Source organism: Stenotrophomonas sp. STM01 (assembly GCF_014852135.1).
Classification (GTDB): domain Bacteria; phylum Pseudomonadota; class Gammaproteobacteria; order Xanthomonadales; family Xanthomonadaceae; genus Stenotrophomonas; species Stenotrophomonas capsici.
This window is the reverse complement of the sequence record NZ_JACVBA010000002.1, coordinates 524,681-543,820: the sequence shown is the minus strand read 5'-3', so window position 1 is coordinate 543,820 and position 19,140 is coordinate 524,681. Positions and strand designations below refer to the sequence as shown.

General features: G+C 67.9%; 17 protein-coding genes. 10 read left to right on the top strand and 7 right to left on the bottom strand.

Annotated elements, in window-relative coordinates:
- The first annotated feature begins 5 nt into the window (after nt 1-5).
- From cyoB to IB227_RS12360, 4 genes are all read left to right on the top strand, one after another.
- The gene (gene cyoB / locus IB227_RS12375; RefSeq protein ID WP_192287643.1) at nt 6-1,988 is read left to right on the top strand and encodes a cytochrome o ubiquinol oxidase subunit I; all 1,983 of its coding nucleotides are present in this window, start codon (nt 6-8) and stop codon (nt 1,986-1,988) included.
- Nucleotides 1,985-2,614: a cytochrome o ubiquinol oxidase subunit III gene (gene cyoC, locus IB227_RS12370; RefSeq protein WP_192287642.1), complete on the top strand. Its 630-nt coding sequence runs from the start codon at nt 1,985-1,987 to the stop codon at nt 2,612-2,614. The genes cyoB and cyoC overlap by 4 nt, the downstream gene beginning before the upstream one ends.
- Nucleotides 2,615-2,616: 2 nt before the next feature.
- Nucleotides 2,617-2,949: a cytochrome o ubiquinol oxidase subunit IV gene (gene cyoD, locus IB227_RS12365; protein ID WP_132865615.1), complete on the top strand. Its 333-nt coding sequence runs from the start codon at nt 2,617-2,619 to the stop codon at nt 2,947-2,949.
- Between the two features lie 78 nt (nt 2,950-3,027).
- Nucleotides 3,028-3,723, top strand: coding sequence for an SCO family protein (locus tag IB227_RS12360; protein WP_192287641.1), 696 nt, complete (start codon nt 3,028-3,030; stop codon nt 3,721-3,723).
- A gap of 95 nt (nt 3,724-3,818) precedes the next feature.
- On the opposite strand, the gene IB227_RS12355 is transcribed toward IB227_RS12360, so the two are convergent.
- Complete coding sequence (locus IB227_RS12355; protein ID WP_192287640.1) at nt 3,819-5,273, bottom strand: amidohydrolase family protein; 1,455 nt, start codon at nt 5,271-5,273, stop codon at nt 3,819-3,821.
- Between the two features lie 49 nt (nt 5,274-5,322).
- Nucleotides 5,323-5,952, bottom strand: coding sequence for an ankyrin repeat domain-containing protein (locus IB227_RS12350; protein ID WP_313252598.1), 630 nt, complete (start codon nt 5,950-5,952; stop codon nt 5,323-5,325).
- Nucleotides 5,953-6,119: 167 nt separating this feature from the next.
- Between IB227_RS12350 and IB227_RS12345 the strand changes: the two genes are divergently transcribed.
- Nucleotides 6,120-7,001 carry a LysR substrate-binding domain-containing protein gene (locus IB227_RS12345; RefSeq protein ID WP_192287638.1) on the top strand — a complete coding sequence of 294 codons (882 nt, stop codon included), beginning with the start codon at nt 6,120-6,122 and terminating at the stop codon, nt 6,999-7,001.
- Nucleotides 7,002-7,122: 121 nt separating this feature from the next.
- Entirely contained in the window at nt 7,123-7,536 is a 414-nt protein-coding gene (locus tag IB227_RS12340) for an H-NS histone family protein (protein WP_192287637.1), read from the top strand.
- A gap of 178 nt (nt 7,537-7,714) precedes the next feature.
- Here the strand turns inward: IB227_RS12340 and IB227_RS12335 are convergent, their stop codons facing one another.
- Nucleotides 7,715-9,397, bottom strand: a complete 1,683-nt coding sequence (locus IB227_RS12335; RefSeq protein ID WP_192287636.1) for a tetratricopeptide repeat protein — start codon at nt 9,395-9,397, stop codon at nt 7,715-7,717.
- A gap of 239 nt (nt 9,398-9,636) precedes the next feature.
- On the opposite strand from IB227_RS12335, the gene bla reads away from it, so the two are divergent.
- A complete protein-coding gene (gene bla / locus IB227_RS12330; RefSeq protein WP_192287635.1) occupies nt 9,637-10,503 on the top strand; it encodes a subclass B3 metallo-beta-lactamase in 867 nt (288 codons plus the stop codon).
- A gap of 30 nt (nt 10,504-10,533) precedes the next feature.
- Here the strand turns inward: bla and IB227_RS12325 are convergent, their stop codons facing one another.
- Nucleotides 10,534-11,535: a cyclase family protein gene (locus IB227_RS12325; protein ID WP_192287634.1), complete on the bottom strand. Its 1,002-nt coding sequence runs from the start codon at nt 11,533-11,535 to the stop codon at nt 10,534-10,536.
- Nucleotides 11,536-11,725: 190 nt separating this feature from the next.
- Entirely contained in the window at nt 11,726-12,643 is a 918-nt protein-coding gene (locus IB227_RS12320; protein ID WP_192287633.1) for a LysR family transcriptional regulator, read from the bottom strand.
- A gap of 221 nt (nt 12,644-12,864) precedes the next feature.
- Between IB227_RS12320 and IB227_RS12315 the strand changes: the two genes are divergently transcribed.
- Nucleotides 12,865-14,565, top strand: coding sequence for a serine hydrolase domain-containing protein (locus tag IB227_RS12315; RefSeq protein WP_192287632.1), 1,701 nt, complete (start codon nt 12,865-12,867; stop codon nt 14,563-14,565).
- An 83-nt stretch (nt 14,566-14,648) separates the two neighbouring features.
- Here the strand turns inward: IB227_RS12315 and IB227_RS12310 are convergent, their stop codons facing one another.
- On the bottom strand, nt 14,649-16,151 hold the full coding sequence (locus IB227_RS12310) for an alpha/beta fold hydrolase (protein ID WP_192287631.1): 1,503 nt from the start codon (nt 16,149-16,151) through the stop codon (nt 14,649-14,651).
- 179 nt (nt 16,152-16,330) lie between these two features.
- On the opposite strand from IB227_RS12310, the gene IB227_RS12305 reads away from it, so the two are divergent.
- Both IB227_RS12305 and IB227_RS12300 read left to right on the top strand, forming a co-directional pair.
- A complete protein-coding gene (locus IB227_RS12305) occupies nt 16,331-18,040 on the top strand; it encodes a sensor histidine kinase (protein ID WP_192287630.1) in 1,710 nt (569 codons plus the stop codon).
- Nucleotides 18,028-18,729, top strand: a complete 702-nt coding sequence (locus tag IB227_RS12300; RefSeq protein WP_132865604.1) for a LytTR family DNA-binding domain-containing protein — start codon at nt 18,028-18,030, stop codon at nt 18,727-18,729. Before IB227_RS12305 ends, IB227_RS12300 begins: the two co-directional genes overlap by 13 nt.
- A gap of 33 nt (nt 18,730-18,762) precedes the next feature.
- Here IB227_RS12300 and IB227_RS12295 read toward each other — a convergent pair whose 3' ends face one another.
- On the bottom strand, nt 18,763-19,125 hold the full coding sequence (locus IB227_RS12295) for a hypothetical protein (protein ID WP_132865603.1): 363 nt from the start codon (nt 19,123-19,125) through the stop codon (nt 18,763-18,765).
- Nucleotides 19,126-19,140 lie beyond the last annotated feature (15 nt).

The following is a 19,140-nucleotide window of genomic DNA, read 5'->3' as shown; positions in this document are numbered from 1 at the left end:
TGAGCATGTTCGGTAAGTTGACGTGGGACGCCGTGCCGTTGCACGAGCCGATCGTCGTGGTGACATTGTTGGGCATGGTGCTCGGTGGCCTCGCGCTGCTCGGCGCGGTGACCTATTTCAAGCTCTGGGGCACGCTCTGGCGCGACTGGTTCACCACCGTGGACCACAAGAAGATCGGCATCATGTATGTCGTGGTGGCGCTGGTGATGCTGGTGCGCGGCTTCGCCGACGCGCTGATGATGCGTGCGCAGCTGGCCGCCGCCGGTCCGGGCAGCGAGGGCTTCCTGCCGCCGGAGCACTACGACCAGATCTTCACCGCGCATGGCGTGATCATGATCTTCTTCGTCGCCACGCCGTTCGTGGTCGGCCTGATGAACATCATCGTGCCGCTGCAGATCGGTGCACGCGACATGGCGTTCCCGTTCCTCAATGCCTTCAGCTTCTGGATCTTCGTGGTCGGCGCCGCGTTGATGATGATCTCGCTGGGCGTGGGCGAGTTCGCGATGACCGGCTGGGTCGCCTATCCGCCGCTGTCGGGGCTGGAGTTCAGCCCGGGGGTGGGTGTCGATTACTACATCTGGGCGTTGCAGGCGTCGGGCGTGGGCACACTGCTGACCGGCGTCAACCTGTTCATCACCATCCTGCGCATGCGTGCGCCGGGCATGACCCTGATGAAAATGCCGGTGTTCACCTGGACCGTGCTGGTCACCAGCGTGATCATCATCGCCGCGTTCCCGATCCTGACCGTCGCGCTGGGTGCGTTGACGCTGGACCGCTACCTGGACTTCCACTTCTACACCAATGACCTGGGTGGCAACCCGATGATGTACGTCAACCTGGTGTGGGCCTGGGGCCACCCGGAGGTGTACATCCTGGTACTGCCGGCGTTCGGCATCTTCTCCGAAGTCACCGCCACGTTCGCGCGCAAGAAGCTGTTCGGCTACAAGTCGATGGTGGGCGCGACGCTGGCCATCGGCATCCTGTCGTTCGTGGTGTGGTTGCACCACTTCTTCACCATGGGCTCGGGCGCCAGCGTCAATGCGTTCTTCGGCATCATGACGATGATCATCGCCATCCCCACCGGCGTGAAGATCTTCACCTGGCTGTTCACCATGTACGGCGGCCGTGTGGAGTTCAGCGTGCCGATGCTGTGGACCATCGCCTTCCTGGTGACCTTCACCATCGGCGGCATGACCGGCGTGCTGCTGGCCATCCCGGGTGCGGACTTCCTGCTGCACAACAGCCTGTTCCTGGTCGCCCACTTCCACAACACCATCATCGGTGGCGCGTTGTTCGGCTACCTGGCCGGCTTCGTCTACTGGTTCCCGAAGGTGTTCGGCTTCACCCTCAACGAGCGCCTGGGCAAGTGGTCCTTCGCCTGCTGGGTGATCGGTTTCTACCTGGCCTTCATGCCGCTGTACATGCTCGGCTTCATGGGCATGACCCGGCGCATGAACCAGTACGACAACCCGGCGTGGACGCCGTACCTGATCGTGGCCTTCGTCGGTGCGTTGTTCGTGTTCGCGGGCATCGTGCTGATGTTGGTGCAGATCTACGTCAGCATCCGCGACCGCAAGAAGAACCTGGACGTCACCGGTGACCCGTGGAATGCCCGCACGCTGGAATGGGCAACGCCCTCGCCGCCGCCGTTCTACAACTTCGCCGTGGTACCCAGGGCCGACCAGCTCGATGCCTTCCATGAGGCCAAGAAGGAAGGACTGCCACCGCCACCGAAGACCTACGCGCCGATCCACATGCCGAAGAACACCGGCGTGCCGCTGATCCTCAACGTCTGGATCCTGGTGCTGTGCTTCGCCTTGATCTGGCATATCTGGTGGATGGCCGGCGCCAGCTTCGTGGCGATGATCGTGACCCTGATCGTGCGCTCCTATGACGAGGACGTGGATTACTACGTAAGCGCCGATGAAGTGGCAAAGATCGAGAAACAACACCAGAGCAAGCTCAAGCAGCACGGGGTGACCGCATGAACCTGATGTCCAACACCGCCGCCATCACCGAGCAGGTGGCCGGCCACGGTCACGACGACCACGGCCATGCGCAGGGCGGCATGAAGGTCTTCGGCATGTGGATCTACCTCATGTCCGACCTGGTGCTGTTCGGCTCGCTGTTCGCCTCCTACGCGGTGCTCAGCACCGCCTATGCGGGCGGGCCGACCGGCAAGGAGCTGTTCTCGCTGCCGTTCGTGATGGTGGAAACCTTCGTGCTGCTGTTCTCCAGCATCACCTACGGCCAAGCCGTGCTGGCCATGCACCGCCAGAACAAGCAGGCGGTGCTGGCGTGGCTGGGCGTGACCTTCGCGCTCGGCGCCACCTTCATCGGCATGGAGGTGTTCGAGTTCAGCCATCTGATCCATGAAGGTGCCGGTCCCGGCACCAGTGCCTACCTGTCGGCGTTCTTCGCGCTGGTCGGAACGCACGGCCTGCATGTGGCCAGTGGCCTGCTGTGGATGGCGGTGGTGATGCACCAGGTGCATCGCCGCGGCCTGACCGCCACCAACGTCACCCGCATTTCCTGCCTGAGCCTGTTCTGGCACTTCCTGGACCTGGTCTGGATCTGCGTGTTCACCTTCGTCTATCTGGTTGGAGCGTTCTGAGCATGTCCGACATCGATACTTCCCGCGCCGGTGGCGGCCACGGCTCCACCCGTTCCTACCTGATCGGCTTCGTGATCTGCGCGGTACTGACCGTCATCCCGTTCCTGCTGGTGATGAACCCGACGCTGTCGCGGCCGCTGACGCTGTTCCTGCTGGTGGCCTTCGCCGTGGTGCAGATCATCGTGCAGCTGGTCTACTTCCTGCACATGAACCGCTCCTCGGAGGGCGGCTGGAACCTGGCCAGTTTCGTTTTCACGCTGGTCATCCTTTTCATCGTGGTCGCGCTCTCGGTCTGGATCATCTGGAGCATGCACTTCCACATGATGGTCAACTGACGCCGTCGCACGGGCCGGCAGGCAACTGCCGGCCCGTTGCGTGTCCGTCGGTGGGCCGTCCCTCGCATTGCCAACGCCATGTCCCGTCATTTCCCCCTCGCCACCGGCCTGGCCGCGTTGGCACGCACGTTTTCCCTTCCCGTCGTGCTGGTCACCGCCGCCAGCCTGCTGCTGGTCGCCTGCGCGGCCAAGCCCAAGCTCGATTACTACGGCAAGGACATCTCCTGCCAGGACCTGGGCCAGCACTGGACGCTGCCTGACAGCGCTGGCATCAGCCGCTCGCCGGCCGATTTCCAGGGCAAGGTCACCTACCTGTTCTTCGGCTTCACCAGCTGCCCGGACGTGTGCCCGACCACGATGGTCGAGCTGGGCCAGGTGAAGCACCTGATGGGCTCGGACGCGGACAAGTTGCAGGTGGTGTTCGTCACCGTCGACCCCGAGCAGGATACGCCTGCGGTCGCGCAGACTTACGTGAAAGCCTTCGACCCCAGCGCGACCGCGTTGGTCGGTGATGCCGATCAACTGGCCGCCATGGCGTCGCGCTTCAAGGCGTTCTATGAGCGCGAGGACGGCCCGGTGCCCGGCGCGTACGCGATGACGCATACCGCGGGCGGCTACCTGTTCGACCGCCAGGGCAGGGTGCGCCTGTTCGTGCCGTTCGGCATGCCGGTGGAGCAGTTGTTCTCCGACATCCAGCGGCTCACGCTGGAGCCGGACCATCCGGTCAAGGCACCGGGTGCGGGGCAGTGCCCGGGCGTGGCCGGCAAGGGCTGAGCCGGTCAGGCGGGGACGCCTGCACGTCCCCTTGGTCGAATCCACGGATGGCGCGCGTGCGCCATGCGGTCACGCGCGCCGGCCGAAGTGCCGGTTCAATCGGCGGCGTCGGCCGCGTTCCAGGCCTTCACCTGCGCACGGGTGGCGTCGAGCAGTGCATCCAGCGCCGCGCGGTCCTGGACCTGGCCGCGCAGGATCACTGTATTGATTGCGGTGGTCGCACCGATGTCCTGCAGCGGATTGCGCTCCAGCAGCACCAGGTCGGCGGCCTTGCCGGCCTGCACCGCGCCGTAGCGGTCGAGCTTGCCGAACCAGGCCGGGCCGGCGCGGGTCGCCGCCGCCAGCGCCTGCGGTGCGCTCAACCCTTCACGCACGTACAACGCCAGTTCGTTGTGCAGGCCGATGCCGGGATAGTTGTACGAGTTGAGGAAGCCCGCATCGGTGCCGGCCATGATCTGCACGCCGGCCTGCTGCAGCATCGGCAACACTGCGGCGACCTGCGCGTAGTGCGCATGGCGGTCCTGGATCTGCTGTGGCGTGGCCTTGGCGGCACGGTCCACGCGCCAGGCGTAGGTCTTGCGCAGGCCCGGGCCGATATACGCCAGGTAGGCGTCGTCGGCATGCGGTTCGACGTCGAGGAAATCGATGATGCGCCCACCGTCCAGGGTCGGGGTCACCGCCACGCCGTGTTCGGCGAAGCGGCGGTAAGCCGCCATCGCGGTGTCGCGGTCGAAGCCGCCGCGCAGCCGGCGGTTGGCCTCGGCGCGGTCGATGCGCCCGGCGGCGAAGTCGGCGGCGATGGCCGCCTCGTCCTTCACCCCGGCCTTGAACGCGTAGTCCAGGTGTTCGATCGAACTGATGCCCGCATCGACGGCCTGCTCCACGGTCAGCGCCATCGGGATGTGGCCGGAGGTGCGCAGGCCACGCTGCTTGGCCTGGCGCAGCGCGTACAGGAACAGCTCGGGCTTGAGCGTGCTGTCGGTGATCTTCACGAAGTCCACCTGGTCGCGCTGCTCGCGGTCCAGCGCGGCGTCCACGCCGGCTTCGTCGCCGGCCTCGAGGGTGCCTTTCCAGACCGGCGCGATGCCTTCGATCTTGGCGCCGGAGGTGAACAGCTGCGGCCCGAACAACTGCCCGGCCGCGATCTGCCCGCGCCACGACAACACCTGCTCGGGCAGGTCGCCGGAGGCGTCGCGCACGGTGGTGATGCCATGCGCCACGTACAGCGGCAGCAGCGCCTTGTTCTCCTCGACCAGGGCCGGGCCACCACCGAAGTGGACGTGCATGTCCCACAGCCCGGGGATCAGGTAACGGTTGCCGGCATCGACCACCTGCGTGGCCTGCCACTGCCGGGCCAAGGTGGCGTCATCGCCGACGGCGACGATGTCCTGGCCGCGGATGGCCACCGCCTGGCCGGGCTGCAGGCGGGCGTGCTCCACGTCGACCACGGTGGCATGGCGGATCAGCACATCGGCGCTGGACGGGGCAGCCAGCGCCGGCAGCGCAACCGCGAACAGGGCCGAAATGGCCAGGGAAAGCGTGGTCTTCATCAGGGGTTCTCGTGGGCCGCGCGGGTGCGCAGGGGAAAGGACGCCGTGCTCATCGCGCGTTGGCGGCGAGCAGCAGACGGATGTTCTCGGCCTGGCCGCGTTGGCGGGCATGCTGCAGCGGCGTGATGCCATTGCCGTCGGCGAGGTTGACGTCGGCACCGGCGTCGATCAGCAGCTTCACGATGGCCACGTGATCGGGGCCGCCGTCGCCGAGGATGATGGCCTCCAGCAGCGCGGTCCAATCCAACCGGTTGACGTGGTCGACATCGACGCCGGCCTGGATCAGCGTGCGTACCACCTCCACGTGCCCGCGTTCGGCCGCCGGGATCAACGCGGTACCGCCGTAGCGGTTGGTGCTGCGCAGGTCGGCGCCGTGCTGCAGTGTCAGTTCCAGGATCTCGCGTTGGCCGCTGGCACCGGCGAGCAGGTAGGCACTGTCCAGGATCCGGTCCTTGGCGTTGACGTCGGCACCGGCATGGATCAGCACGCGTGCGGTATCGGCGCGGCGCTGGCGCACGGCGGCCAGCAGCGGGGTACGGCCTTCCCCGTCGCGGGCCTCCAGCGGGGCGCCGCGTTCGAGCAGGGCAGTCACCTGCCGGGCGTCGCCGTGCGTGGCGGCCTGGTGCAGCGCTTCAGCCAGCGCCGGCTCGCCGGCGCCGGCCGAACAGGAGGTCAGCATGGCCGCGGCCAATGCATGCGTGGTGACCCAATGCCGGGTAGCCATGATGTCGTCTCCAGATGCGTGGCGCGGGCGCGCCGCTTGCCGTTCCAGGCCGCCGGCGCAGTTGCCCGGGGCTGGCGCCGATGCTACAAGTCGGCCGTTCCATCCAGAAATGAAATATGGCGATGGGTGATATTCATAAATCAAATAGGTCGATCTTCGACCTCGACCTGCTGCGTGCATTGGTGACGGTGGCCGACTGCGGCAGCTTCACGGCCGCGGCCACGCGCCTGCACTCGACCCAGTCCACCATCAGCCAGAAGGTGCGGCGGCTGGAGGAGCTGGCGGGGCAGCGCCTGCTCGACCGTGGCGTGCGTGATGCGCGTCCCACCGACATCGGCGAGACGGTGCTCGGCTATGCGCGCCGGATGCTGGCCTTGAACGAGGAACTGGCCGCCGCGTTGTCCGGCGAAGGGGCGGGCACCACCATCCGCATTGGCGTGCCCGAGGACTTCGCCGCCGGCCGCACCACCCGGTTGCTGGCCGACTTCAGCCGTGACCACCCGCGCGTGAAGCTGGAGGTCAGCAGCGGGCTGAGCCGCGGCCTGGCCGAAAGCTACGACCGTGGCGAACTGGACCTGGTGCTGGTCAAGCAGCGCCGTGGCAGCCGCGAGGGCCTGGCCTGCTGGCCCGAGCCGATGTGCTGGATCGACGCCGCCGCCGCTCCCACCTTCATGCAGGACCCGGTGCCGCTGGTGGCCTTCCCCCCGCGTGGGCTGTACCGCGAGGACATGATCGATGCCGTCGAGGCGCTGGGCCGGCGCTGGCGGATCAGCTTCACCAGCTCCAGCCTGGGTGGGATCCAGGCCGCGGTCGCCGACGGCCTGGGCATCAGCCTGCTGCCGGCACGCGCGGTGACCGCCGCGCACGTGGTGCTGGGTCCGGCGAGTGGACTGCCGGTGGTGGACAGCATCGAGCGGGTGCTGCTGCAGCGCCCCTCGGCCGAACCGGAGGTCAAGACGCTGGCGGCGATGCTGGTGCGGATGCTCGGCGAGGAGCCGGCCTGATCGCGGGTGCCAGTGGTAGCGGGGTATCCGCCGCAGCATGGCCGGACGAAGGCGGCGACGCGCTAAACTGCCTGCAACCGGGTGTCCATGCCCCGGCCTGTTTTTCATGGGATCCCTACCAATGACGATAGACCTGACTTCCTTGAGCGTGCGGGAGTTGAACCAGCTGATCCGCACCGCGGAACAGACGCGCAAGGCGCTTGTCAGCCGCCCACCTGCCGAGAAGGTGAAGAAGCAGCTGACCGCGCTGGCCAGGAAGGCCGGTTACACGATCGAGGAAGTGTTCGGAGAAGGCATGGACGGAGGCGCCGCACCGCGTACGCGCCGCCGCAAGCTGCCCAAGGTGGCCATCAAGTACCGTGACCCGGAGAACCGCCGCTACACCTGGACCGGTCGCGGCAAGATGCCGCGCTGGCTCGCCTCCAAGGTTCGCTTCGGCCAGGACCCGGTCGATTTCCTCGTCCCCGGCGTGGCCAAGCTCACGCCCAAGGCGGCCCCGGCCAACCCGAAGCGCAAGTTGTTCAAGCAGGGCTGACGGCTCGTGCCCCTTGCGCACATATGCGGCAAGGGCATGCCAATGACGACGAACAGAGGGCAGGGCACACCGCGCAGGCATCTCGACGCCGGCGCCGGTCCGCGTCGTGATGGCGCGCGATGAAGTGCACCTCGGACGAAGTGCGGCTACGTCCGTATCGTGACATGGCAGCAGGCACTCAATACCGCGCCGCGGTCAGCGGCGCATCGGCCCATTGCCAGGCGTCACGTTGCTGGCGCGAGGTCTCGCGTGCGGCGTCGGCCTGGCCCATCGCCTGTTGTGCCTGCGCCAGGCCGAACAGCGACCAGCCGTTGGCGGGATAGGTCTTCAGGTCCTGCTGGAAGACATCGGCGGCGGCCTTGGCATCGCCCGCTTCCAGCAGCGCGGCGCCCAGGTAGGGACGGATCGGCAACGGCCAATCGGCGGGTTCGTTGTAGGCCAGTGCGTCCTCGGCGGTGGCGGCCTCACGTAGTGCGGCAATGGCGTCGGCGGGCTTGCCCTGTGCGCGCAGCAGCTCGCCGCGCAGCAGGGCGTCGGCAATGCGCAACACGGCATCGGCGTGGTTGATGTCGAAGAAACTCACCTGCGCCATCGCCGGATCCAGCGTGATCGCGTGCAATGCCTCGGCTTCGCGCGCGGCATCGGCCAGGGCCCCCTTGCGCAGCTGCGCCATGCCGCGCGCGAAATGGCCGATCGCCGAGGGATACGGCAATGCCGGTGCCTGCGCGGTGTCGGCGAGGATGGCGTCCCAGTCACCGAAGCGCACCTGGGTGAGCAACGGCGTGACCACGAACTGCTGCATGAACTGCATCGGTGCCTCGCCCATCGCGGCTTGGTCGGCACGTCGCGCGGTCTGGCTGGCCGCTTCCATCGCCAGCGTGCGCGAGCCGGTGAGGCCGCTGGTCATCGTCGCGAAGTGCCAGTTGTGTGGCACGTAGCCGAGCGGATAGACGCCGTTGCTGCCGCGACAGACCGCGAGGAAGTCCTTGTCCGCGGTGCTCGCCGCCAGGTTGGTCAGGGTGGCATCGTGGTAGCGGCCCAGGCGGATGTAGATGTGTGCCGGCATGTGCACCAGATGGCCGGAACCGGGGGCGAGCGCGGCCAGGGCGTCGGCGTGGCGCTCGGCGCGGCGTGGGTCGGGGGAGGCTTCGACCGCATGAATGTAGTAGTGCATGGCGCCGATATGGCGCGGATTGCGGGCCAGCACGCGTTCCAGTTCGCCGACGAGGCGTGCGGTGAATTCGGCGGGCGTGCCGTCCGCGCTCCAGTAAGCCCAGGGCGAGAGATCCATCAGGGCTTCGGCGTACAGCGTCGCGGCATCGTCATCGGCGGGAAACGCCTGGACCACGCGCGCCATCGCATCGGCATAGGCCCGGTCCAGCGGCTTGCGGTCTTCCGGTGCGGGCGCGGTATAGCGGACCTGCAGCGCCTGGATCAGCGCACGGTCGGCGGGGCGTGCATTGCCGGCCAGTGCGGCGGCCTTGGCCGCGAGCGTCGCGGCGTCACCGGCCAGCGACGGATCCATCGGCAGGTTGATGTTCGGCCCGAGCACCAGTGCCTGGCCCCACACGCACATCGCGCACTGCGGGTCCAGCCGCGTCGCTTCGGCGAAGGAGCGGGCCGCGGCCTCGTGGTTGAAGCCGTAGGCCAGGCGCAGGCCCTGGTCGAAATAGCGCTGGGCAGCCGGTACGCGGGTGCCAACGTCGCGATGCAGGTCCCCGAACGTTTCGAACAGCGGCACAGCCGTGCCGGGCGGTACCGCCGCGGTCCCGGCCGGTTGCGATGTGCCGCGGTCGCAGCTGGCCGACAACAGCGTGGCAAGCGCGGCGAGGGACAGCAGGAGCGGGGTTCGACGGGTCATCGGGGTCACTCCATGACAGGCACGGCGGACGATACTGCCGGCGAATGCGGGATGTGATAGCGCCGCGTTAAGCACGCGCCAAATGTTGATTCCGGCACATCGGCGCCTGTCCGGTGTCGCGCGCCACCGCGCCTGGCGTGGCATGAGAAAACCTGATGGCTGGGCCGAAATCTGCTCGATTGTGGGCGATGCCGGTGCGGCGCATCGTTCGGTTCCATCCACACAACGAAGGCGGACGCATGAAGATTGGCAACGGGTTTGGCATCCTCGCCACCGCACTGGCCGCGGCCAGCATCTGGCCGGCGCTGGCGGCCGATCCGGCGGAATGGTCGGCACCGGTCGCGCCCTTCCAGGTCGCAGGCAACGTGCACTACGTCGGTACCGAAGGACTGTCCGCGTACCTCATCACCACAGAGGCGGGGGCGATCCTGCTGGATGCCACCCTACCGGAGAACGCGGCGCTGATCGAACGCAACATCGAGAGCCTGGGCGTACGCCTGACCGACGTGAAGCTGCTGATCAGCGACCACGCCCATGCCGACCATGTCGGTGCGATGGCGCGGATCAAGCGCGACACCGGCGCGCGCATGATCGCCAGCGAGGGTGACCGCTGGGCCCTGGAGAACGGACGCAACCAGGGCGACAACAACTACGGCATCCAGCCATTCGAGCCGATCCGGGTCGACCAGGTGGTCAGCGACGGCGAACGGGTGCGCCTGGGCGATGTCGAACTGACCGCGCACCTGACGCCGGGGCATACGCGTGGCTGCACCAGCTGGAGCATGACGGTGAACGACCGGGGCACGCCGCGCGAGGTGCTGTTCCTGTGCAGCATCACCGTGGCCGGCAATACCCTGGTCGGCAATCGTGCCTATCCCCGCATCGTCGAGGACTACCGCGCCACTTTCGCCAAGCTGGCGGTGATGCGCGCCGACATCGTGCTGACCAGCCACCCGTCGGTGGCCGAGGTACTGGAGCGGGAGCAGCAGCGTGCGCGCGGGGACGATGATGCATTCATTGATCCGGTGTTGCTGCCGCGGCTGGTGAAGAACTTCCGCGCGGACTTCGAGCGGACGCTTGCGCAAGCGCAAGCTGCGCCGCGCTGAGGGCCGCGCTGCTCAGCTGCGGCGAGGTGCTCAGTGCACCGGCAGTGCCACCGGCCGCAGTGGCGCGGCGTCGCCACCGCGGATCTTCAGCGGCCCGCCGATGAAGGCAAACTCGTAGACCCGGTCGCGGGCCAGTTCGTCCAGCGCGATCAGTTCGATGATCGGAGCCCCTTGCTGGGCCAGCAGATAGGTATGCAACGGAACGTAGTCGTCGGCCACTTCCGACGGGAAGGTCTCGAAGCTGAGGTTGTCGGCGCCGACCACCATCGCACCTCCATCCTCGACCAGGAAGCGAGCTGCATCCAGGCTCATGCCAGGTGGGTTTGCCATGTAGGCCTTGGGCTGGTTGAACAGTTGCATGCGCCCGGTGCGGATCAACACGATGTCACCTTGCTGCAGACTGACCTTCTGGCGATGCAGTGCATCCTGCAGGTCCTGGCGGGTGACGCGGTAGCTCTCCGGCAGCATGTCCATGCCCTTGGCACCAGCGACGTCGATCAGCACGCCGCGTGCCACCAGCGGCGGGAACTTCTCGATGCCGGTGACCCTCCAGCCGCGGTCGCCCAGGTGCGTGCGGGCCTCGAAGCCGTTCCAGATGCGGCCATGGATGCCGAAGTGATTCAACGCATCGATGTGTGTGCCGGTGTGGCTGTACATCGAAAAGGCGGTGCCGGTATAGCTGCGCGTGATGTTCATGGCTTCGCCCACGCCCATCGGGTCGTCGATCACCGTGCCCTGCGGCGTGTGCGTCATCCAGAACTGGTAGTGCGGGTCGCCGGCATCCTGCCAGCTGGGCATGCCGACGTAGTAGTCGGTGGCGAGGTCGTAGACCTTGCCACCGGTGACACGCGCGAGGATTGCTGCGCGCGACTGCTCGGTGATCAGGTTGAGGCGGCCGATCTCGTCGTCCGGCCCCCAGGGGCTGGTGCCGACCTGCTGCCCCGCGGGAGCGGAGCCGGAATGTGCGGCGGTGAGCGGGGAGAGTGTGGCCAGCAGCACGCCCAGTGCGGCGGCGAGGGGACGTTGGATCATGGGGGACTCCTTGCAGGGAACGACGCGTGGCGCGTCAGGACGGGGCCCGTCGCAGGCAGATGGCGCGTTCGACCAGGTTGGGTCGGTGATCACGTGCCACTGTCATGCCCGGCCCAGCGGAAGAGCGCAGGTTAGGCAGTGGTCCGGCGGCGAAACAGTGGCTGCCCGGCAGCTCAGTTTTTGCCAGATGTCAGGAATCCAGCCCTGCGCACTGTGGTAATACGTCCTGCAGGAAGTCGATGAAGGCGCGCACCTTGGGCTGCAGGTGACGCTGGGTGGGGTAGACCGCATATACGATGCGTGGCGGATAGCGGTGGTCGGGCAGTACCTGCTGCAGCTGCCCGCCGGCCAACGCCGGTGCCGCCAGGAACGAAGGCAGGGCGCCGATACCGACGCCGGCAACCAGCAGGTCGCGCAGCAGCAGGCTGTTGTTGGCGCTCACGCGTGTGGGCGGGTTCACGGTCACCGGCCCATCCGGACCTTGCAATGGCCAACCACCTGGTGAGTCGGACAGGCTGTAGGCCAGCAGCGTATGCTGGCGCAGCTGCGCGGCTGTGGTAGGCGCAGGGTGTTGCTGCAGGTATGCCGGCGCTGCGCACAACACCTGCTCAACGGAGGCCAGCCGTCGTGCGACGAGGGTGGAGTCTTCCAGTACGGCGCGCAGCCGCAGCGAAACATCGAAGCCTTCTCCCACCGCATCGACCAGCCGGTCCTCCATCACCAGGTCCAGCGCGACCTGGGGGTAGCGGGCGAGGAAGCGCGGCAGCAACGGCGACAGTGTGTTCAGTGCGAATGACAGCGGGGCGTTGACCCGCAGTCGTCCACTGACTTCCTCGCGCTGGCGTGCGATGCCGCGCTCCAGCGCGTCCAGCTCGTCGAGCAGGCGACAACACTCCAGGTAGTAGGCCTGGCCGGTATCGGTCAGGCTCATGCGCCGGGTCGTGCGCTGCAATAGCACGACGCCAAGATGCGCCTCCAGTGTACGCAGCTGCTTGCTCAGGCCCGCTGCCGACATACCCAGGTCTTCGGCGGCACGCGCCATTCCACCACGCTCGACGATCCGCCGGAACGCGCGCATCAGGTTGAAGGAGTCCACGGCGGTTCTCATTTGGAAAAATCCGTGGAAGGGTAGCGGAAAGCAGGTTCGCGGCGATGGATGATGAAGGTGCATGCCGCGCCTCAGGCGTGCTGGAGGCTTGCCTCCGCGCGTGAAGAATGCCGGTCCTGCGAGGTGCATCACGCCTTGTTCGTGTCATTTATGTCGAACGACACATGTCCGCGCGCTGCTGGAGTGCAAGCATCGCCCCTTTGCAGAGGGCAGGTGCATCCATGGCTTACACGCTCAATCGCCGCTCCTTCCTGGCCAGCACGGCCGCGCTGCCGGCCGTGGGCCTGGTTCCTGCCAGTGCCGCCCTCGCCGCCGCGGCACCTGCCGGCACGGCTTCACTCATCGATGGCGAGCGCAGCGCCATCGTGTCCGCCATGGCCGGCAGCAGGATCGGCGCGACCGCGGTCTGCCTTGTGCAGGATGGGACGCCGCAGTGGGTGGAAGGGTTTGGCCACACCTCCGACGTGGACGGGCAGGCGGTCGATGCCCGCACGCTTTTCAGCATCCAGTCCACCTCCAAGCATTTCGCTGCCGTCGCGGTGTTGCTGGCGGTGCAGGATGGCCTGCTCGATCTGGATGCGCCCATCACCCGCTACCTGCCGGCGTTCACGGTGAACAGTCGCTTCGAGCGCGCGCCGCAGGAGCGGATCACCCTGCGCCTGTTGTTGGCCAACCGCGCCGGCTTCACCCATGAGGCACCGGTGGGCAACAACTATGAGGCTGCTTCTCCCGATTTCGAGACGCACGTGCGCAGCATCGAGAAGACCTGGCTGCGCTTCCCGGTGGGTGAGCGTTACCGCTACTCGAACCTCGGCTTCGACCTGGCCGGGCATATCCTGGAGCGGGCCGTGGGCATGCCGTATGCGCAATGGCTGCAGACGCGGTTGTTCGCGCCGCTCGGAATGCAGGACAGCACCGCCGACGCGGCGGTCCACCAGGCGCGTGCCAACCGCGCGCGCGGTCTCCAGGAGGGCCATGCAGAAGTGCCTTCGGTGACGCCGCTGCTCGTGTCCGGCGGGGTGTGGACCAGTGCCCGCGACATGGCGACCTACCTGGCGTTCATGCTTTCCGGCGGCCGCCACGCGGGCCGCCAGCTGCTGGCGCCGGCGTCATGGAAGCAGATGCACGGCTTCGGGCTGGGCGGTGACTACGGGCTGGGCGTGATGCGTACCGAGCGACGCTACGGCCAGAACCCGGTGCGCCTGCTGCACCATCGTGGCGGAGGTTTCGGCTTCGGCTGCGTGTTCACCTACTGCGTGGAAGCGGGTGTGGGCTTCGCGGCCATGTTCAATCGCGCCACCTCGGCCGGCTATCGCTTTGGTGACGCGCTGATCGATCAACTGCTGGCGGCCCGCTTCGGGCCACGCGCACCGCGGTTGCCGGCCTCGGCGCTGGCCACGATCCAGCCGATCCCGGCGCGGGTGCGTGCCTTCGCTGGCCATTGGATCGGCCGCAACGTGCGCGCGCAGATCCGCAGCGATGACGAGGGACGCCTGCACCTGCATCGAACGGAGGGCGAGCCCGGTGTCGCGCTCGGCGTGATGGATGTCGATGCGGTGTTCACGGTGGATGCGGAGGGTGAGGTGGTCAGCTATCGCTACCACGCTGCCACCGGCGACCAGCCAGCGCATCTTGAATGTGCATCGGGCGAGGAGAGCCTTGACCACAATGACGGCCCGGACCTGCCACGCGGTCCGGACACGCCGCAGTGGGAGCGTTGGCTGGGCCGCTACCGCATCGACCAATGGGGCCGCTCCTCGATGGTGGTCGAGGTGGAGCGGCGCTCGGGGTGGTTGTACCTGGATGGAACACGGCTGGTCGTTGAAACCGAGCCCGGCCTGTTCTTTACCAGCGACGGCGAGGCGGCGGACTTCCGTGGGCCGGTGCCCACCTGGCGCAATCTTCGCCTGCAGCGCGTGTGAGCGCGATGCGGGGCATCGGCTGATCGGGGCGCGCTACGGAAGCGTGCAATGCCGATCGGCGACCGGCATTGCACGGAGCGCTACTACAGCTCGCTTTTGCGCGTGATGAACACGGGTAATGGCACGTCCAGTGCGTCCGCGCCGACCGTCTTGCCGGCGAGGAAGTCCGCGATCCGGTCGGCGATGGCGGCGTTGCCCAGCCAGAGTTCGTTGTCATGGCTGGCGCCGCGTACGCGCAGGTGCTGGCCCTTGCTGAAGCCGGGCAGCAAGGCCTGGGCATTGGCCGGCGGGGTCCGGCCGTCGAGCGTGCCGCTGATGAACAACGTCGGGACATCGCTGCGCAGCGGCGCACGGAATGCTTCACCCAGGTCGGCCAACCCCAGGCCGACCGCCAGTTCCGGAAGCGGGAAGTTCAACGCGTCGCCAAACAGGCTTTCGCGTGCCTGCGCCTGGACCAGGGCGCGCCGTTGCGGGCTCTGTCCGGAAGCAACGTCCATCGCCAACGGCATGGCGCGGAAGCTGCCCATGTCCTCGCGCATCATCAGCACGAACCCGGCCAGCAACGTGTAGTCACCTGCTTCGGCTTCGCGCAGCAGCAGTGGCAGCATCCGCTGCGTCGAGCGCCGGCCAAGCGCGTTTGCGATGGCGATCTGCGCGTCGAACTCGCCGATGGTGACGGTTCTGCCGCCATGCAACGGGCTGCTTGCCTGCACGGGGTGCTGGCGCAAGCTTGCCAGCACGCGTCGGGCGGCGCCTTGCAGGTCGTCGAAGCCGTCCTTGCGCGCGACCGTGGACAGGTCTGCCAGCAGCGTGTCCGCCGCCAGCGGCAGCTTGATCGTATCGTCCGGGCCCTCGGTTCCCATCAGCACCACCCGCTCAAGCTGCGGGCCGTGGCGGCGAACCGTGGCCAGGGCCAGGTGCGTGCCGTAGCTCATGCCCCACAGGCTGATGCGCGGCAGGCCCATGGCGCGCCGGAGGTCGTCGATGTCGTCGGCACTTTCGGCGGTGGTGTACGCGCCGAGATCGACGCCGACATTGCGCCATTCGTTGATGCATTCGGTGGCTGCACCGCGCAGCGCGGCCAAAGCGGCCTCACGCTGCAATGGCTCGGCGTCGGCGAAGCGATGTGCGTGCGAGCATTCCGGGGGCATTTCCGAGAAGTCCGTGCCGCGCTGGTCGAGCAGCAGGACATCGGTCTGGCGACGGACGCGATCGAACACCGGCCAGCGCGGCCCAAGCGCCGTCCCGAAACCCGATCCACCCGGGCCGCCGGCCAGGTAGACCACCGGTGCGGCGCGGCCATCGCCGCCGGTGGCGGGCAGGCGCACCACCCGCAGGCGGATGCGTGGCCCATCGGGCTCGCTGTGTCGGCGCGGCACCTCCAGGAAGGCCTCCTCGGTGGCAATCGTGCCGTGGCTCTTGGTGACCATGGCATAGGGGGAGAACACCAGCGGCGTCGGGGCCTTGCCGGCTGCTGCCGGTGCCGCTGCAGTTGCGGCCAGGGCCAGGCACAGGGTGGCCAGTACGCCGGCCCGATGCGGGGAGGGGCGACGGTCGAAGGGAACGGTGCGCGGTGTGCGGGACATGGCGGACTCCGGTTGTGGGCAAGCGTGGGTGTGGAACTGGCCCCGACGACGGCGGAAGTGGTACCGGGTGCAGGGGGCGTGACCACCATCGCCCCGTACGCGTCGATCCGGCCGCGCCGGTCCGCCCAACGTCTCCAGCTGGCCGTCCAATGTCTCCGTCCAGCCGATACGATGGGCGCATGCAGATCTTCCGGACCATGGCCGTACTCGCGGTACTGACCGCCGCCGTTGCGGCGTGGATGGCCGTTGCCACGCCGGACATGGCCAAGGTGCAGGTGCTGGACGGTGAGATGGCGCCGGCGGTGCTGCCGGCGTCCGGGGCATTGCCGCGGCACCCGCCAGCCACGGCGGACTGGCGCCCGCTGGACCAGGGCGTCCTGGCCGGTTGGCGGGGGCCGTACTGGCTGCGCTGGCACTCGGGGACGCCGGGGGAACAGCACGGGGCCAGCCGTGCACTTCGCCTGTCGCTGCGCGGTGCCAGCCAGCTGTACTGGAACGGGCAGCCCTTGCCGGGCAACGGCGTCGTGGGCCGTACCGCCGAAGCAGAGCACCCCGGCCGCGTCGACATCGTCCGGATACTGCCTGCATCTCCTGACGCGGGCGCGGACGAATTGTTGGTACTTGCCTCCAGCCACCATCAGGGCATCGCGCTGCGCAGCGCCGACGCAGTTGCCGTAGTGGCGCCGCCGGAGCTGCTGTTTGGCCACCTGCTCCGACCCTGGTTGATCGCGGCGTTCGCCATGGGGGCACTGGCGGCGGCATGCCTGTACTTCCTGGCGGTGCAGCGTGGGCGTCCGCGCACGGCGGACACGCGCCTGCTGCTGGCGCTGTGCGCGGTCGGCCTGGTGTTGCCGGTGGTGGAGGCGTGGCGGTCGCTGCTGGGCTATGCCTATCCGTGGCATGGCCCACGCCTGCTCGCCCTGCTGTGCCTGCACGTGGCTGCGGCGGCGTTGTTGCCGGCCTACCTGGCCCAGCGCTTCCGTGTTGCCGTGCCAGCCGGCGCCTGCGCCGTGTACCTGGCGGGCCTGGTGGCAGCGGCGATCTTCATGCCCAGCTTCGACGCCCGCTCCACCGTGGTGCTGCTGCTGAGCCTGTTGGCCTCGGCGGGGGTTCTGCTGCGCGCCCGTGAAGCGCGGGAGGAGCGCTGGCCGATCCTGGCCCTGCTGCTGGCCGGTGCGATGGCCCTGGCGATCGAACGCGGTGCGTTCCTGGATGGGCCGTACTTCCTGCTGTTGTCGGTGCTGATGGTCTTCCTGCTGCTGCGGCACGCCGCGCAACTGCGTGCGCTGGACCGCAACAACGCGCGACTGCGCGAGGAGCGCGCGCAGCTGTCGCTGCAACTGCTGCAACGGGGCATCCAGCCGCATTGGCTCATGAACACGCTGACCTGCCTGCAGGAACTGATCGAACGCGAGCCGCCACGCGCCAGCCGGATGGTTGAATCATTGGCTGACCAGTTCGATCGCCTTCGCGACAGCAGCGCCCGGCCGAGCGTTCCCCTGGCCGATGAGCTGGCGCTGTGCCGCAGTCATCTGGACATCGTTGGCCTGGCCCTGGACCGGCCCATCGCGCTGGAGGTGGAGGCCGCCGACATTGGCGTGTCGTTGCCCCCCGGCGTACTGCACGCCCAGGTCGAGAACGCATTGACCCATGCCGGGGCCGTCGCCTGCGCGCAGCATCCATTCCGCCTGCGCGTGCATCAGGAGAATGACCGTTGGGTCCTGGAGCTGCGGAGTGTGCGCGGATCATCGCCACATCGCGGCAGGGGAACCGGCACGCGCTACATCGAGGCCAGCCTGGAGGTCGCCTGGCCCGGCCGCTGGCAGTTCACCCAAGGGGCCGATGGCGCCGATTGGCGTGGCCGGATCGAGCTGCCATGCGCATCCTGATCGTCGAGGATGAGCCGCTGGTACGCCAACGCCTTCTGCGCCTGTGCGCGGAGCTGGCCGGTGCCCGCGCACGCTTCGATGCGGTGGAGGACCTGGAGTCCGCGGGCGACAGGCTGGGGCGCAGCGTCTACGACGGCCTGTTGCTGGACCTCAATCTTGGCGGCGAGGACGGCTTTGAACTGCTGCGGAAGGCCGTGTCCGGGCGCTACCACTGCGTGGTGGTCTCGGCGCATCGTGAGCGTGCATTGCAGGCGTTCGAGCATGGCGTGCTGGATTTCGTCCCCAAGCCGTTCTCGCGCGAGCGGTTGGGCCAGGCCCTGCAGCGGTTGCTGGACGTGGGGCGCTACCGCTCCGGTCGCGCCCGCTATCTCGGCATCTGGCGGGCCCAGGGCACGGCCCTGGTCGAACTGGCGGATGTCGTGTGGATCCGTGCCGATGGCGACTACAGCGAACTGCACATGTCCGACGGGCGCAGCGAACTGCACGACAAGTCGCTCGCCGGCCTGGGCGCGGTGCTGCCCCCCGATTTCGTGCGTTGCCACCGCTCCTACCTGGTGAACCTGCGCCATGTACGTAGCCTGCATGCCGGCTCGGGCAGTCGCTACTGGCTGGTGCTGAGCGACGGTGCGGCGCTTACCGTTGGCCGTGCCCATGTCGCGGCATTGCGGCAGGAGCTCGGGCTGGATTGAACACGCTGGCTCCTGGCACCGCTGCCACGCCGGTCACCATGCATCCGGCTCGCGGACCATGTGGACGATGCCGGCGGGGTTGGTGATCCAGCCACCCCGGAAGCCTTCCGGCAAGGGTTCGATGGCGTCGCAACGAACGACGCCGGCCTTGGCCAGATGTGCCGCGGCGTCCTCGAAGCGCTCGGTGAACAGCTCCAGCCACACTTCGGCCTGGCTCATTCCCGGTGCTTCGGCGATCCACAGCCGGGTCGGCCCCAGCGCGAAGCCGATGTCCGGCAGCTTGTCGGTGATGGGGGTCAGGCCGATGACGTCCCGGTAGAACTGCAGCGTTGCCTCGTACTGATGCGGCGGTACCTTGATGGCGATGTCGATGCCACCCTGGAAGGTCGTATGCATGGCGGATGCTCCCGG